Origin of the sequence: Pectobacterium colocasium (assembly GCF_020181655.1) — a bacterium.
Classification (GTDB): Bacteria; Pseudomonadota; Gammaproteobacteria; order Enterobacterales; family Enterobacteriaceae; genus Pectobacterium; species Pectobacterium colocasium.
This window is the reverse complement of the sequence record NZ_CP084032.1, coordinates 3,533,157-3,550,329: the sequence shown is the minus strand read 5'-3', so window position 1 is coordinate 3,550,329 and position 17,173 is coordinate 3,533,157. Positions and strand designations below refer to the sequence as shown.

Here is a 17,173-nt window from a genome sequence, read left to right as displayed (position 1 = left end):
AAAAATAATTATAGATATCAAGGAGAAAGTATTTTGAACAGTGTGATTGGCGTCATTAAATTCGTTATTGGACAGGTTTTTATCGTCGCGCTTGATGGGAGCCAGAGATTGCTGGTTGCTGGCGATCGGGTTTACAGCGGTGAAGAGGTCGTGACCGGGGCTAATGGCGCGGTTTCAATCACATTACCGGATGGCAAAACATTGGATCTGGGACGTGATAGCCGCTGGAGCGATGTCAGCAATGCGTCTTCTCAGAGCAGTGCGGATGTTGCGAATGATGTCGCCGCGATACAAGATGCGATTGCTCAGGGCGCTGACCCGACACAGGTGCTTGAAGCGACTGCCGCAGGTAATGACAGCACCGGAGAGGCGGGTGACGGCGGCGGCGGGCACTTTAATCCCGCGGTCGTTTTGAACTTAACAGCCGAGGTTGTGACGACCCCGATTGGGTATGATACCGCTGGTCTATCGTTTACTGACCGTGCCTCGTCCGTTCTGGATGGCGTCGATTCATCCACGCTGCTGACTGCCGCAGCGGATACTACCGATACTACACCTCCCTCTGTCACTCTTGTCATAAACAGTGACGGCACAATAAATTTCGTTTTTACAAAACCGCCCGTTGGTTTTGACCTCACGGATATCATCGTAACAAACGGCTCAGTAACGAATCTGGTGCAGGATCCTAACGATCCCACTCGCTGGACGGCGACATTAACGCCAGCCGCCAATTTTGAGGGTGAAGTTCGGGTCAGCATCCCTGATGGCAGTTACACCGATGCCGCAGGCATTCCTGGTACAGGCGGAAGTGAAGCGGTAACGGTTGATACTCTGCCTCCTGTGGCCTCAATTTCAATTGACGATGTCACGTCGGATAATGTGATTAATGCCAGCGAGTCCGGTCAGACGATAGCCGTTACCGGAAAGGTGGGCGATGAAGTCAAAGCGGGCGATGCCATTACCGTTAAGGTTGGTACCGAGACCTACCAGACGACGGTGAATGCGGATGGTAAAACCTGGAGCGTCAATGTTCCGGGATCTGTTCTTGCTGCAAACGGTGATATTTCTGCCACGGTCACCACGCGTGATGCGGCAGGCAACGTCACGACGGCTAACACGAATCACGCTTACGGTGTCGATACGGTTGCGCCGACGGCTTCCATCTCTATTGACGATGTCACCAGCGATAACGTGATTAACGCGGCTGAGTCCGGCCAGACGATATCCGTCACCGGTAAGGTCGATAACGACGTCAAAGCGGGTGATGCGATTACCGTTAAAGTCGGCACGGAAACCTACCAGACGACGGTGAATGCCGACGGTAAAACCTGGAGTGTCAATGTTCCCGGTTCAGTACTGGCGGCCAATAGCGATATCTCTGCCACGGTCACCACACGAGATGCGGCAGGTAATGTTACGACTGCGAATACCAGTCTCGCTTACGGTGTCGACACCGTTGCGCCAACGGCGTCTATTACTATCGATGATGTCACCAGCGATAACGTGATTAACGCCGCCGAATCCGGCCAGACCATTGCCGTCACCGGTAAAGTCGATAACGACGTGAAAGCGGGTGATGCGGTGACGGTTAAAGTCGGTACCGAGACCTACCAGACGACGGTGAATGCTGACGGTAAAACCTGGAGCGTGAATGTTCCGGGCTCGGTGCTGGCCGCCAATGGCGATGTGAGCGCTACGGTCACGACCCGCGATCCAGCAGGTAACGTCACCACTGCCAATACCAGTCACGCTTACGGTGTGGATACGGTGGCGCCAGTTGCTTCAATTACTATCGACAATGTCACGTCGGATAACGTCATCAATGCTAGCGAGTCAGGGCAGACCATTGCGGTAACGGGTAAGGTCGATAACGACGTCAAAGCGGGCGATGCGGTGACCGTAAAAGTCGGTACCGAGACCTACCAGACAACGGTGAATGCCGATGGTAAGACCTGGAGCGTGAATGTTCCGGGATCTGTTCTTGCTGCAAACGGTGATATCTCTGCCACGGTCACCACCCGTGATGCGGCAGGCAACGTCACCACCGCCAACACGACTCACGCTTACGGCGTCGATACGGTGGCACCAGTTGCCTCTATATCTATCGACGATGTGACATCCGATAACGTCATCAACGCCGCCGAGTCGGGTCAGACCATCGCCATCACCGGTAAAGTCGATAACGACGTGAAAGCGGGTGATGCGGTGACCGTAAAAGTCGGTACCGAGACCTACCAGACGACGGTGAATGCTGACGGTAAAATCTGGAGCGTCAATGTTCCCGGTTCCGTGCTGGCCGCCAATAGTGATGTGAGCGCGACGGTTACCACGCGAGATACGGCAGGCAACGTCACCACCGCCAATACTTCTCATGCTTACGGTGTCGATACGGTGGCGCCAGTTGCCTCGATTACTATCGATGATGTCACCAGCGATAACGTGATTAACGCCGCCGAATCCGGCCAGACCATCGCCGTCACCGGTAAAGTCGATAACGACGTCAAAGCCGGCGATACGGTGACCGTGAAAGTCGGTTCCGAGACCTACCAGACGACGGTTAATGCCGATGGTAAAACCTGGAGCGTCAATGTTCCCGGTTCCGTGCTGGCCGCCAATAGTGATGTGAGCGCGACGGTTACCACGCGTGATGCGGCAGGCAACGTCACGACGGCTGACACGACTCATGCTTACGGTGTCGATACGGTGGCGCCAACTGCTTCAATTACTATCGACGATGTGACATCCGATAACGTCATTAACGCCACCGAGTCCGGGCAGACCATTGCCGTCACCGGTAAAGTCGATAACGACGTGAAAGCGGGTGATGCCATTACGGTTAAAGTCGGTACCGAGACTTACCAGACCACGGTGAATGCCGATGGCAAAACCTGGAGCGTGAACGTGCCGGGTTCCGTACTGGCGGCCAATAGCGATGTGAGCGCTACCGTCACCACGCGTGATGCGGCGGGTAACTTCACCACCGCCAATACCAGTCACGCTTACGGTGTCGATACCGTCGCACCAACGGCGTCGATATCTATCGACGATGTGACATCCGATAATGTGATTAACGCCACCGAGTCCGGGCAGACCATTGCCGTCACCGGTAAAGTCGACAACGACGTGAAAGCGGGCGATGCGATTACCGTTAAGGTTGGTACCGAGACCTACCAGACGACGGTGAATGCGGATGGTAAAACCTGGAGTGTCAATGTTCCCGGTTCAGTACTGGCGGCCAATAGCGATATCTCTGCCAGCGTGACCACACGCGATGCGGCGGGTAACGTCACCACCGCAGACACCAATCACACTTACGGCGTGGATACCGTTGCGCCAACCGCGTCGATTACTATCGACGATGTCACCAGCGATAACGTGATTAACGCCGCCGAATCCGGCCAGACCATTGCGGTCACCGGTAAAGTCGATAACGACGTGAAAGCGGGTGATGCGGTGACGGTTAAAGTCGGTACGGAAACCTACCAGACCACCGTGAATGCCGATGGCAAGACCTGGAGTGTCAATGTTCCCGGCTCGGTGTTAGCCGCCAACGGAGATATCTCTGCCACGGTCACCACACGAGATGCGGCAGGTAATGTTACGACTGCGAATACCAGTCTCGCTTACGGTGTCGACACCGTCGCGCCAACGGCGTCAATTACTATCGATGATGTCACCAGCGATAACGTGATTAATGCGACTGAGTCCGGCCAGACCATTGCCGTCACCGGTAAAGTCGATAATGACGTCAAAGCGGGCGATGCCATTACGGTTAAAGTCGGCACGGAAACCTACCAGACGACGGTGAATGCTGACGGCAAAACCTGGAGCGTGAATGTTCCGGGCTCGGTGCTGGCCGCCAATGGCGATGTGAGCGCTACGGTCACGACCCGCGATCCAGCAGGTAACGTCACCACTGCCAATACCAGTCTCGCTTACGGTGTCGACACCGTTGCGCCAACGGCGTCTATTACTATCGATGATGTGACGTCGGATAACGTGATTAATGCGACTGAGTCCGGCCAGACCATTGCCGTCACCGGTAAAGTCGATAATGACGTCAAAGCGGGTGATGCCATTACGGTTAAAGTCGGCAGCGAGACCTACCAGACGACGGTGAATGCCGACGGTAAAACCTGGAGTGTCAATGTTCCCGGTTCAGTACTGGCGGCCAATAGCGATATCTCTGCCACGGTCACCACACGTGATGCGGCGGGTAACGTCACGACGGCTAACACGACTCACGCTTATGGTGTCGATACGGTGGCGCCAACGGCGTCGATTACTATCGACAATGTCACCAGCGATAACGTGATTAATGCCGCCGAATCAGGGCAGACGATCGCGGTGACGGGTAAAGTCGATAATGACGTCAAAGCGGGCGATGCCATTACCGTTAAAGTCGGCAGCGAGACCTACCAGACCAGGGTGAATGCCGATGGCAAGACCTGGAGCGTCAATGTTCCGGGTTCCGTACTGGCTGCGAATAGTGATGTGAGCGCGACGGTTACCACACGCGATACGGCAGGCAACGTCACCACCGCCAACACCAGTCACGCTTATGGCGTCGATACGGTGGCTCCAGTTGCCTCGATTACTATCGATGATGTGACATCCGATAACGTCATCAACGCTGCCGAATCCGGGCAGACCATTGCCGTCACCGGTAAAGTCGATAACGACGTGAAAGCGGGTGATGCGGTGACCGTAAAAGTCGGTACCGAGACCTACCAGACGACGGTGAATGCTGACGGTAAAATCTGGAGCGTCAATGTTCCCGGTTCCGTGCTGGCCGCCAATAGTGATGTGAGCGCGACGGTTACCACGCGTGATGCGGCAGGCAACGTCACGACGGCTGACACGACTCATGCTTACGGTGTCGATACGGTGGCGCCAACTGCTTCAATTACTATCGACGATGTGACATCCGATAACGTCATTAACGCCACCGAGTCCGGGCAGACCATTGCCGTCACCGGTAAAGTCGATAACGACGTCAAAGCGGGTGATGCCATTACGGTTAAAGTCGGCACGGAAACCTACCAGACGACGGTGAATGCTGACGGCAAGACCTGGAGCGTCAATGTTCCGGGATCTGTACTGGCCACCAATAATGATGTGAGCGCTACTGTCACCACGCGCGATACCGCAGGCAATGTCACAACGGCTAACACGACTCACGCTTACGGCGTCGATACGGTGGCACCAACCGCGTCGATTACTATCGACAATGTCACCAGCGATAACGTGATTAACGCCACCGAATCAGGGCAGACGATTGCCGTCACCGGTAAAGTCGATAACGATGTCAAAGCGGGCGATGCCATTACCGTGAAAGTCGGTACCGAGACCTACCAGACCACGGTGAATGCCGATGGCAAAACCTGGAGCGTGAATGTTCCGGGATCGGTTCTTGCTGCAAACGGTGATATTTCTGCCACGGTCACCACGCGTGATGCGGCGGGTAACGTCACCACCGCCAATACCAGTCACGCTTACGGTGTCGATACCGTCGCACCAACGGCGTCGATATCTATCGACGATGTGACATCCGACAATGTGATTAACGCCACCGAGTCCGGTCAGACCATCGCCGTCACCGGTAACGTCGATAACGACGTGAAAGCGGGTGATGCCATTACGGTTAAAGTCGGTACCGAGACCTACCAGACGACGGTGAATGCCGATGGTAAGACCTGGAGCGTCAACGTTCCGGGATCCATATTGGCGGCGAATAGTGATGTGAGCGCGACGGTTACCACGCGCGATACCGCAGGCAATGTCACCACCGCTAACACGACTCATGCTTACGGTGTCGACACCGTTGCACCCACCGCGTCGATTACCATCGATGATGTTACCAGCGATAATGTGATTAATGCCGCCGAGTCCGGCCAGACCATCGCCGTCACCGGTAAAGTCGATAACGACGTCAAAGCCGGTGATGCGGTGACGGTTAAAGTCGGCACGGAAACCTACCAGACGACGGTCAATGCCGACGGTAAAACCTGGAGTGTGAATGTTCCCGGTTCAGTACTGGCTGCAAACGGTGATATCTCTGCCACGGTTACCACGCGCGACGCGGCGGGTAACGTCACCACCGCCAACACCAGTCACGCTTATGGCGTCGATACGGTGGCTCCAGTTGCCTCGATTACTATCGATGATGTGACATCCGATAACGTCATCAACGCTGCCGAATCCGGGCAGACCATTGCCGTCACCGGTAAAGTCGATAACGACGTGAAAGCTGGCGATACGGTGGCCGTGAAAGTCGGCACGGAAACCTACCAGACGACGGTGAATTCTGACGGTAAAACCTGGAGCGTCAATGTTCCCGGCTCGGTGCTGGCCGCCAATAGTGATGTGAGCGCGACGGTCAACACCCGTGATGCGGCGGGCAATGTTACGACTGCGAATACCAGTCACGCTTATGGTGTGGATACCGTTGCACCAACCGCGTCGATTACTATCGACGATGTGACATCCGATAATGTGATTAATGCGACTGAGTCTGGTCAGACGATTGCGGTGACGGGTAAAGTCGATAACGACGTCAAAGCGGGTGACGCCATTACGGTTAAAGTCGGTACCGAGACTTACCAGACCACGGTGAATGCCGATGGCAAAACCTGGAGCGTGAATGTTCCGGGATCGGTTCTTGCTGCAAACGGTGATATTTCTGCCACGGTCACCACGCGTGATGCGGCGGGTAACGTCACCACCGCCAATACCAGTCACGCTTACGGTGTCGATACCGTCGCACCAACGGCATCGATATCTATCGACGATGTGACATCCGATAATGTGATTAACGCCACCGAGTCCGGTCAGACCATCGCCGTCACCGGTAACGTCGATAACGACGTGAAAGCGGGTGATGCCATTACGGTTAAAGTCGGTACCGAGACCTACCAGACGACGGTGAATGCCGATGGTAAGACCTGGAGCGTCAACGTTCCGGGATCCATATTGGCGGCGAATAGTGATGTGAGCGCGACGGTTACCACGCGCGATACCGCAGGTAACGTCACGACGGCGAATACCAGCCACGCTTACGGTGTCGATACGGTTGCGCCGACGGCTTCCATCTCTATTGACGATGTCACCAGCGATAACGTGATTAACGCGGCTGAGTCCGGCCAGACGATATCCGTCACCGGTAAGGTCGATAACGACGTCAAAGCGGGTGATGCGATTACCGTTAAAGTCGGCACGGAAACCTACCAGACGACGGTGAATGCTGACGGCAAGACCTGGAGCGTCAATGTTCCGGGATCTGTACTGGCCACCAATAATGATGTGAGCGCTACTGTCACCACGCGTGATACCGCAGGTAACGTCACGACGGCGAATACCAGCCACGCTTACGGTGTCGATACGGTGGCGCCAACTGCCTCGATTACTATCGATAACGTCACCAGCGATAACGTCATCAACGCTAGCGAGTCCGGGCAGACCATCGCCGTCACCGGTAAAGTCTATAACGACGTGAAAGCCGGCGATACGGTGGCCGTGAAAGTCGGCACGGAAACCTACCAGACGACGGTGAATGCCGACGGTAAAACCTGGAGTGTCAATGTTCCCGGTTCAGTACTGGCGGCCAATAGCGATATCTCTGCCACGGTCACCACACGTGATGCGGCGGGTAACGTCACGACGGCTAACACGACTCACGCTTATGGTGTCGATACGGTGGCGCCAACCGCGTCGATTACTATCGACGATGTCACCAGCGATAACGTGATTAACGCCGCCGAATCCGGCCAGACCATTGCCGTCACCGGTAACGTCGATAACGACGTGAAAGCGGGTGATGCGGTGACGGTTAAAGTCGGTACCGAGACCTACCAGACGACGGTGAATGCTGACGGTAAAACCTGGAGTGTCAATGTTCCGGGTTCTGTACTGGCCGCCAACAGCGATGTGAGTGCCACGGTCACCACGCGTGATGCGGCAGGCAACGTCACGACGGCTAACACGAATCACGCTTATGGTGTCGATACGGTTGCGCCGACGGCTTCCATCTCTATTGACGATGTCACCAGCGATAACGTGATTAACGCGGCTGAGTCCGGTCAGACGATAGCCGTTACCGGAAAGGTGGGCGATGAAGTCAAAGCGGGCGATGCCATTACCGTTAAGGTTGGTACCGAGACCTACCAGACGACGGTGAATGCGGATGGTAAAACCTGGAGCGTCAATGTTCCGGGATCTGTTCTTGCTGCAAACGGTGATATTTCTGCCACGGTCACCACGCGTGATGCGGCAGGCAACGTCACGACGGCTAACACGAATCACGCTTATGGTGTCGATACGGTGGCGCCAACTGCTTCAATTACTATCGACGATGTGACATCCGATAACGTCATTAACGCCGCCGAATCCGGCCAGACGATTGCGGTGACGGGTAACGTCGATAACGACGTCAAAGCCGGTGATGCGGTGACGGTCAAAGTCGGTACCGAGACCTACCAGACGACGGTGAATGCCGATGGTAAAACCTGGAGTGTGAATGTTCCCGATTCAGTACTGGCGGCCAATAGCGATATCTCTGCCAGCGTGACCACACGCGATGCGGCGGGTAACGTCACCACCGCAGACACCAATCACACTTACGGCGTGGATACCGTTGCGCCAACCGCTTCTATCTCTATCGATGATGTGACATCCGATAACGTCATCAACGCTGCCGAATCCGGCCAGACCATTGCGGTCACCGGTAAAGTCGATAACGACGTGAAAGCGGGTGATGCGGTGACGGTTAAAGTCGGTACGGAAACCTACCAGACCACCGTGAATGCCGATGGCAAGACCTGGAGTGTCAATGTTCCCGGCTCGGTGTTAGCCGCCAACGGAGATATCTCTGCCACGGTCACCACACGAGATGCGGCAGGTAATGTTACGACTGCGAATACCAGTCTCGCTTACGGTGTCGACACCGTCGCGCCAACGGCGTCAATTACTGTCGACAATGTCACGTCGGATAACGTGATTAATGCGGCCGAATCCGGGCAGACCATTGCCGTCACCGGTAAAGTCGACAACGACGTGAAAGCGGGCGATGCGATTACCGTTAAGGTTGGTACCGAGACCTACCAGACGACGGTCAATGCCGATGGTAAAACCTGGAGCGTGAATGTTCCGGGCTCCGTGCTGGCTGCAAACGGTGATATCTCTGCCACGGTTACCACCCGTGATCCGGCAGGCAATGTTACTACTGCCAACACGACTCATGCTTACGGCGTCGATACGGTAGCGCCAACCGCGTCGATATCTATCGACGATGTGACATCCGATAACGTGATTAATGCGACTGAGTCCGGCCAGACGATCGCCGTCACCGGTAAAGTCGATAACGACGTCAAAGCCGGTGATGCGGTGACGGTTAACGTCGGCACGGAAACCTACCAGACGACGGTCAATGCCGATGGTAAAACCTGGAGCGTGAATGTTCCGGGCTCCGTGCTGGCTGCAAACGGTGATATCTCTGCCACGGTTACCACGCGCGACGCGGCGGGTAATGTCACCACCGCCAACACCAGTCACGCTTATGGCGTCGATACGGTGGCTCCAGTTGCCTCGATTACTATCGATGATGTGACATCCGATAACGTCATCAACGCTGCCGAATCCGGGCAGACCATTGCCGTCACCGGTAAAGTCGATAACGACGTGAAAGCTGGCGATACGGTGGCCGTGAAAGTCGGTACCGAGACCTACCAGACGACGGTGAATGCTGACGGTAAAATCTGGAGCGTGAATGTTCCGGGCTCCGTGCTGGCTGCAAACGGTGATATCTCTGCCACGGTTACCACGCGCGACGCGGCGGGTAACGTCACCACCGCCAACACCAGTCACGCTTATGGCGTCGATACGGTGGCTCCAGTTGCCTCGATTACTATCGATGATGTGACATCCGATAACGTCATCAACGCTGCCGAATCCGGGCAGACCATTGCCGTCACCGGTAAAGTCGATAACGACGTGAAAGCTGGCGATACGGTGGCCGTGAAAGTCGGCACGGAAACCTACCAGACGACGGTGAATGCAGACGGTAAAACCTGGAGCGTCAATGTTCCCGGCTCGGTGTTAGCCGCCAACGGAGATATCTCTGCCACGGTCACCACACGCGATACCGCAGGTAATGTTACGACTGCGAATACCAGTCACGCTTACGGTGTCGACACCGTTGCGCCAACTGCCTCGATTACTATCGACGATGTGACGTCGGATAACGTGATTAACGCCGCCGAATCCGGCCAGACGATTGCGGTAACGGGTAAGGTCGATAACGACGTCAAAGCCGGCGATGCGGTGACGGTTAAAGTCGGCACCGAGACCTACCAGACCACGGTGAATGCTGACGGCAAGACCTGGAGCGTGAATGTTCCGGGATCTGTTCTTGCTGCAAACGGTGATATTTCTGCCTCGGTTACCACACGCGATACGGCAGGCAACGTTACCACCGCCAACACGACTCATGCTTACGGTGTCGATACGGTGGCACCCACCGCGTCGATTACTATTGACAATGTCACGTCGGATAACGTGATTAACGCCGCTGAATCCGGCCAGACGATTGCGGTAACGGGTAAGGTCGATAACGACGTCAAAGCCGGCGATACGGTGACGGTCAAAGTCGGTACCGAGACCTACCAGACGACGGTGAATGCTGACGGCAAGACCTGGAGCGTGAATGTTCCGGGATCTGTTCTTGCTGCAAACGGTGATATTTCTGCCTCGGTTACCACCCGTGATACGGCGGGTAACGTCACGACGGCGAATACTTCTCACGCTTACGGTGTCGATACGGTGGCTCCAGTTGCCTCGATTACTATCGATAACGTCACCAGCGATAACGTCATCAACGCTAGCGAGTCCGGGCAGACCATCGCCGTCACCGGTAAAGTCTATAACGACGTGAAAGCCGGCGATACGGTGGCCGTGAAAGTCGGCACGGAAACCTACCAGACGACGGTGAATGCTGACGGCAAGACCTGGAGCGTCAATGTTCCGGGATCTGTACTGGCCACCAATAATGATGTGAGCGCTACTGTCACCACGCGCGATACCGCAGGCAATGTCACAACGGCTAACACGACTCACGCTTACGGCGTCGATACGGTGGCACCAACCGCGTCGATTACTATCGACAATGTCACCAGCGATAACGTGATTAACGCCACCGAATCAGGGCAGACGATTGCCGTCACCGGTAAAGTCGATAACGATGTCAAAGCGGGCGATGCCATTACCGTGAAAGTCGGTACCGAGACCTACCAGACCACGGTGAATGCCGACGGCAAAACCTGGAGCGTCAATGTTCCCGGTTCGGTGCTGGCCACCAATAATGATGTGAGTGCCACGGTCACTACGCGTGATCCGGCGGGTAACGTCACCACAGCGAATATCCATCATGCATACGGTGTGGATACGACTGCACCAGAAATTGATATTACGAATTTCGCTGGTAACGATGGGTATGTCAGCCAGAGTGAGTCGAAAAATACGGTAATCAGCGGTACCAGTAACGAGAAAACGGTCGATCTGGTCTTTACCGATGTGAATGGTAAGTCGGTTACGCTGCATGATGTGCCTGTGACGAATGGTAAATGGCAGGCGAATGTCGACTTGAGCTCGTTAGCGGAAGGCAAGATTACCGCTGGCGCGACGGCGACCGATGCGGCAGGTAATCAGGCGCATGATAACAGCCAGGCGATCATGGATATTACGCCGCCAACCGCACACGACAATTCGGTGTCTGGCACGGAAGACACGCCGCTCCATATTGGCTGGGGCGATCTGGGCGTATCGAGCGATACCACAAGTATCGTGATTTCGTCTTTACCGCCAGCCAGCGCTGGCACACTCTATTTTAACGATAGCGGAAGTTGGAAAGCGGTCACGGTTGGGCAAACCTTTACCGCTGGCAACACCGATCTGCGCTTTACGCCAGTGGGCAATATCTCAGGCGCATCGCTGGGTGATATTGGTTATCGGCCCGTTGATGTCGCGGGGAACACCGGTGATAAAGCTGCGCTGCATATTGGCATAACACCTGTAGCAGATGCGCCGGTAGTGAGCCTGAGCATCACCAGCGGTGCGACAACGCCGACCTCTTCGGAAATTATTAAGGTCAATGGCGGTAGCGCCAACGGTGGCTTTGACGTACAAAATGGGAAAATTGTCGCCGTGGGCGACGGTGTCCGCGTTTGGCTAACCGAAGGGGATCCGGTACCCACGGTGGTCGGTACTGGTAAGGTCGCGTACTACAGTCAGGGCAATACCAGCGGGGATGGCAACTACAGCGATATCTTTGTTGTGCATTCCAACAGCGGGTATTTCTATCGACAGAGTGACTGGCCAGCCGATCGTAAGGATCATCGCGATCTGGATTCGTTTAACGGTAACCGGACGAATAACGGCAGCAGCGCACATTCTGACTATGTGTTCGTTATGAAAGAGACGGGTTACACCTATAACGCAACCTATAGCACGAACAACAATCAGGATACGTCGGTTAACACGCTGGACGGACTGAAAGTTAACTATACCGATAGCAGCGGCAAGTCAGGCTCGTTTACCACGCAGGTCAGTAACAATATTGAAGGCGTGATCTACAGTGACGGTACGACATACACGCCGGGCACTAATAGCGCGAAGATTGAAACGGTGCCTGGTCAGGCTGGTACGCAGACGCATACGTTGGATGTGTCGGCAGCCCTGACCGATCGTGACGGCAGTGAAACCCTGTCAGGGATTACACTCACAGGGATCCCGAAAGGAACAGTGCTGACTGACCACATTAACAATGTGACGTATACCGTTGGTGACGATGGATCGTATCTCATCAAGAACGCCAACAATGCCCAGACGCTGGCTGGCAAGATTACGCTCGAAGTGCCTGTCGATGCGGGTAAATTCAACGTGGTGGCGCAGGCGACATCGACAGAAATTGCCAACCATGACACGGCGACGGGTTACTCTGCCGGAGGCGTTGAGCAGTATGGCATGAGCGTTGGTACGATAGGCGATGACAACATGTCCGGTACGCACAGCCACGATGTGATGGTCGCGGATGTGTCTGGTTTGCAGATCATTGAAGGACAGAATTACAACATTGCCTTTATGGTCGATTCATCCGGCAGTATGTCGTCAACGGATATTGAGAATACGCGTACGTCGTTGAGTAATGTGTTCAAAAGCCTGATCAACAGCGCAAGTGGTGTGAATTCCGGTACGGTGAACATTTTCCTGGCTGACTTTGATACGCAGGTGGGGAAAACCGCATCCGTAAACCTGAGCGACACCAATGCGCTGAATAAGCTGACCGCTGTATTGAACTCAATGGTTGGCGGATCGGAGAAAGGCGGTGGAACCAACTATGAAGATGTATTCAAGACGACGGCTAACTGGTTCCAAAGCGATGCGGTGAAAAAGAATGTGGGTAATAACCTGACGTACTTCATTACCGATGGTGAGCCAACGTTCTATCAGAAGAATGAAACCGATGTCGTGAAAGTGAGTGACTGGAACCAAACGCTGAACATCGATAGTTTCGCCTACAAACCCGGGCAGTCCTACTCTATGGATGTTCGCGGTGCAGTGCGTGAAGTGATTGATAGCAAAGGGAACGTCTATCAATATGCATGGAGTGATAAAAGCAATCAAGTCACGGGTACGGTGATTGGTCAGGTACACGCACAGGGGGATGGAACGTATGAAATCTCCTCTCTGGGCGGCGTGGGTAATAACAGCAGCTACTGGGCGCAGGACTACCGCGGCAAATGGTACTGGGTCGATAACTCTGGTAACCGTGATGTCAGCAACACCAATGCGACTGAGGCTTTCAGTTTACTGAAGAAGCAGTCAACCATTGAAGCGATCGGTATTGGTGCGGATTTAAATGGTAATACGCTGAAGCGCTATGACACCGATGGCGTGGTTCAGGATCATATTGACCCTGCTAACCTGAATAAAGCGATTCTGGGCAGCAGTGAGTCAATGCATGCAGGTAATGACCAACTTAATGGCGGATTGGGGAATGACATTCTGTTCGGCGATGTGGTGTCGTTTCCTAATATCGACGGCAACGGTATCACCGCCTTGCAGAACTACATTGGCAAGCAGTTAGGTATGCAAACCGGCGTACCGACGGCGAAAGAGATGCATAGCTATATTGCCACGCACGGCGCGGAGTTTGATCTGTCGTCTGCGAAAGATGGCAACGACACACTCAACGGTGGAGCGGGGAACGACATTCTGTTCGGTCAGGGCGGAAATGACACGCTGATTGGTGGAGAAGGGAATGACCTGCTCTACGGTGGTGCGGGGGATGACATCCTGATCGGTGGACCGGGGGGCGATACGCTCATCGGCGGCGCGGGCGCGGATATCTTTAAGTGGCAGGCTGGCGATATCGGCAACGATGTGATCAAAGACTTCAATGCCAAAGAAGGTGACCGGATTGATTTAAGCGATCTGGTGGGCGAACTGGAGGAAGGGACCGATATTAGCCGCTATATTCGTATCACCGATAATCATGGTTCACCGACGATTGAGGTTAGCACGGCGGGGAACTTTACGGCGGATAAAGGCGGAACGGTTGCAGTGTCGATTACGTTGGAACACTATAACGGTGCATTGCCGTCGCTTGAAAGCCTGGTCAGCAAACCAGAACAGTCGAGCTGACGAAAAGGGGGAGCCTGTCCGGCTCCTTTCTTTATCAAAAATTTAAAAGGTCTCCGAGAATGTTTTATATCCAGCGCGACAGTGATGGCCACCTGATGAAGGTAGAAAAGCGTCCTTTTCCTGAAATGAATGGCGAGTTGCCGGATGATTCGCGCGAGGCACAGGCCTGGTTCCGCAGCCATCAGGCGGCGATGTCCAGTTTGGAGCAGCTACGGCAAAGCGATCTGGAAATGGTACGCGTGCTGGAGGATTTAATTCAGGTGTTGATTCAGAAAGGTGTGGTGAGCATTACTGATTTCCCTCAGGCGGCACAGCTGAAGTTGATTAATCGCGCGCAGGCGCGTGAAGCGTTAAATGGCGGATTGAACAAGCTGATTGGTGACGACGAAGAGACCATGTTTTGAATAGACCATGTTTTGAATAGACCATGTTTTGAATAAACCATGTCTACCGTTTCGTTCAGCCGTTTCCGGCTTCTCAACATCGTAGCGAGAAGCCGGGGGCATTAAACGCGGTTAGCCAATCAGACTCTAACCGCAGGTGCCGGTTCACCCAGCAGCCGTCCCATCGCGCCCTGTAAACCCATCTCCTGAAGTACTTTCATCTCACCTGCAGTTTCAACACGTTCGGCGATGAGCGGCAGAGCAATGCTGTTGGTGGCGCGATACAGCGCCTCGATAAACATTTGCTTATCGTCTTCCTGGTCGATATTACGGATGTAGCTGCCATCGACTTTCAGATGCGCCAGCCCCCACTGGGACAAGTTGCCTATCATATTAAAGCGCCCACCAAAATGCTGTAGCCCCAGCGCACAGCCATGTTCATTCAATAACTTGATTAAAGCTTCCAGTTGGGCGCTGTCTGGCAATTGGTTTTCATCCAGCTCCAGAATCAGTCGGCTGGCGACATCCGGCTGATGTTTTAGCGGAGCAAGCAGATCGGCGAGCAAATGAAGATTCAGGACGGTAGTGCCGGACAGGCTTAATGCGAGGTTGCCATTGTGCTGGCGAAGGTAGTCCAGCACTTCACGCAGCATCGTCTGGTCCAGACGCGTATCCCAGCCAAAGCGCTGGATCCACGGCAGGAAACGACCTGCGGCGATACTGTTTCCTTGCTCATCCTGAATGCGAGCCAGCACCTTGTGATGGAGAACTCGACTGGGATCGTCACAGGCGACGACGGGCTGCAGGAAAAGCTGCAAACGTTCCTGTTCAAGGATAGGGTCGAGCAGGTTAAACCATCTATGGCGATCGGTTTCGACCTGTTCGGCACTGACGGACGGAATCTCATGAGGAGCGCTGGTATCGGTATTGCTTTCGGCTCGCGTGAGCGCCTGATCGCCCTGGATAAATAGCGATTGTGCGGTATCGCCGGGACGGAAAGGCACCATGCCGAATTGGGCGACAGGGGAAACGTCGGTTTCGCCTGTCAGATGCAACGTTTCGATATTGCGCGTCAGTTCGCCAATGAGCGCATAGGCTTCTTTATCGACCAGCCCTGGGCAGAATAGTGCAAATTCTCCCCCGCGGATGCGCGCCAGCAGGCTCTCTGCATTCGTATGCTGTTTCTGTGTGTTACGCAGGATATGCCCGACGGAGGCTAATAGCGCATCGGTACGCTGACCGCCCAGCCGTTGGTTCATTCCCGCCAGATCCTGAACGCGAATCATGATAAGGAATCCAGGTGCCGTTTCCTCATCAGCCAGCTTATCGTTGAACTGCATGTCAAACGCGCGGCGGTTATTCAATCCGGTTTGAGGATCCTGATAGGCTTCCTGACGTAAGCGCTCGCTTCGTTCCGCTTCCTCTTCGAACAGCGTTTTGAGCTTGCTGACCATCAGATTCATCGCCTGTGCGACGCGGCGAAATTCCGGCGTATTGGGTAAATCTGGCTGGCTAAGGAATTCGCGGCGGGTAATTGCCAGCGATTGATCGACGATATAATCGAGCGGACGTAACTGACGGCGCAAGAACAGCGCGCCGATAAACACGCCCAGCGTGCCACAGCCGAGCAGCCACAGGAAAGACGCGGTACTGCTGCGCCACAGGCGGGTGACTGCGAACATCGGGTGGCTGATGACTTCAACTTTTGCCGCCTGTTCCCAGCCGCGCATCACGATGGCTTCGCCTGCACCGGGTTGCAGGTTCACTAACTGGACAAACCAGGCCGGTACGTCAGGGATATCTGGCGAGGCGGTACGCTCCAGCGTGACGTTGCCGGTTTTTAAATCTCGCACGCGAATACTGGAAAAATAGCCGCTGTCGAAAATTGAGCTGACCATCAGCTCTACCATTGCCGGGTCATCAATATTTGGCGTCAGGGAAAGCCCAAGCGCGGTGGCGGCATCCTGCGCGTGAGAGTGAAGCTGGTTATTGTACTGTTCACGCGAATTTTCCAGGCTGACGAAAAAACTCCCGCTGAAAATAATTAGCACAAACAGGCAAATGGCTATCAGTAATTGTTTGTATAGAGACATAGC

The 17,173-nt window shown here is 54.6% G+C and carries 3 protein-coding genes; 2 read left to right on the top strand and 1 reads right to left on the bottom strand.

Annotated features, from left to right (window positions below; genetic code table 11):
- The first annotated feature begins 33 nt into the window (after positions 1-33).
- Together LCF41_RS16025 and LCF41_RS16020 are read left to right on the top strand one after the other, a co-directional pair.
- On the top strand, positions 34-14,694 hold the full coding sequence (locus tag LCF41_RS16025) for an Ig-like domain-containing protein (RefSeq protein WP_431191543.1): 14,661 nt from the start codon (positions 34-36) through the stop codon (positions 14,692-14,694).
- A gap of 59 nt (positions 14,695-14,753) precedes the next feature.
- Positions 14,754-15,098, top strand: coding sequence for a tryptophan synthase subunit beta (locus tag LCF41_RS16020; protein WP_225085441.1), 345 nt, complete (start codon positions 14,754-14,756; stop codon positions 15,096-15,098).
- 119 nt (positions 15,099-15,217) lie between these two features.
- Here LCF41_RS16020 and lapD read toward each other — a convergent pair whose 3' ends face one another.
- Positions 15,218-17,170, bottom strand: a complete 1,953-nt coding sequence (lapD, locus tag LCF41_RS16015) for a cyclic di-GMP receptor LapD (RefSeq protein ID WP_225085440.1) — start codon at positions 17,168-17,170, stop codon at positions 15,218-15,220.
- Positions 17,171-17,173 lie beyond the last annotated feature (3 nt).

Coding starts and splice junctions, on each gene's coding strand:
- LCF41_RS16020 (WP_225085441.1), top strand. CDS start 14,754: ATGTTTTATATCCAGCGCGACAGTGATGGCCACCTGATGAAGGTAGAA.
- lapD (WP_225085440.1), bottom strand. CDS start 17,170: ATGTCTCTATACAAACAATTACTGATAGCCATTTGCCTGTTTGTGCTA.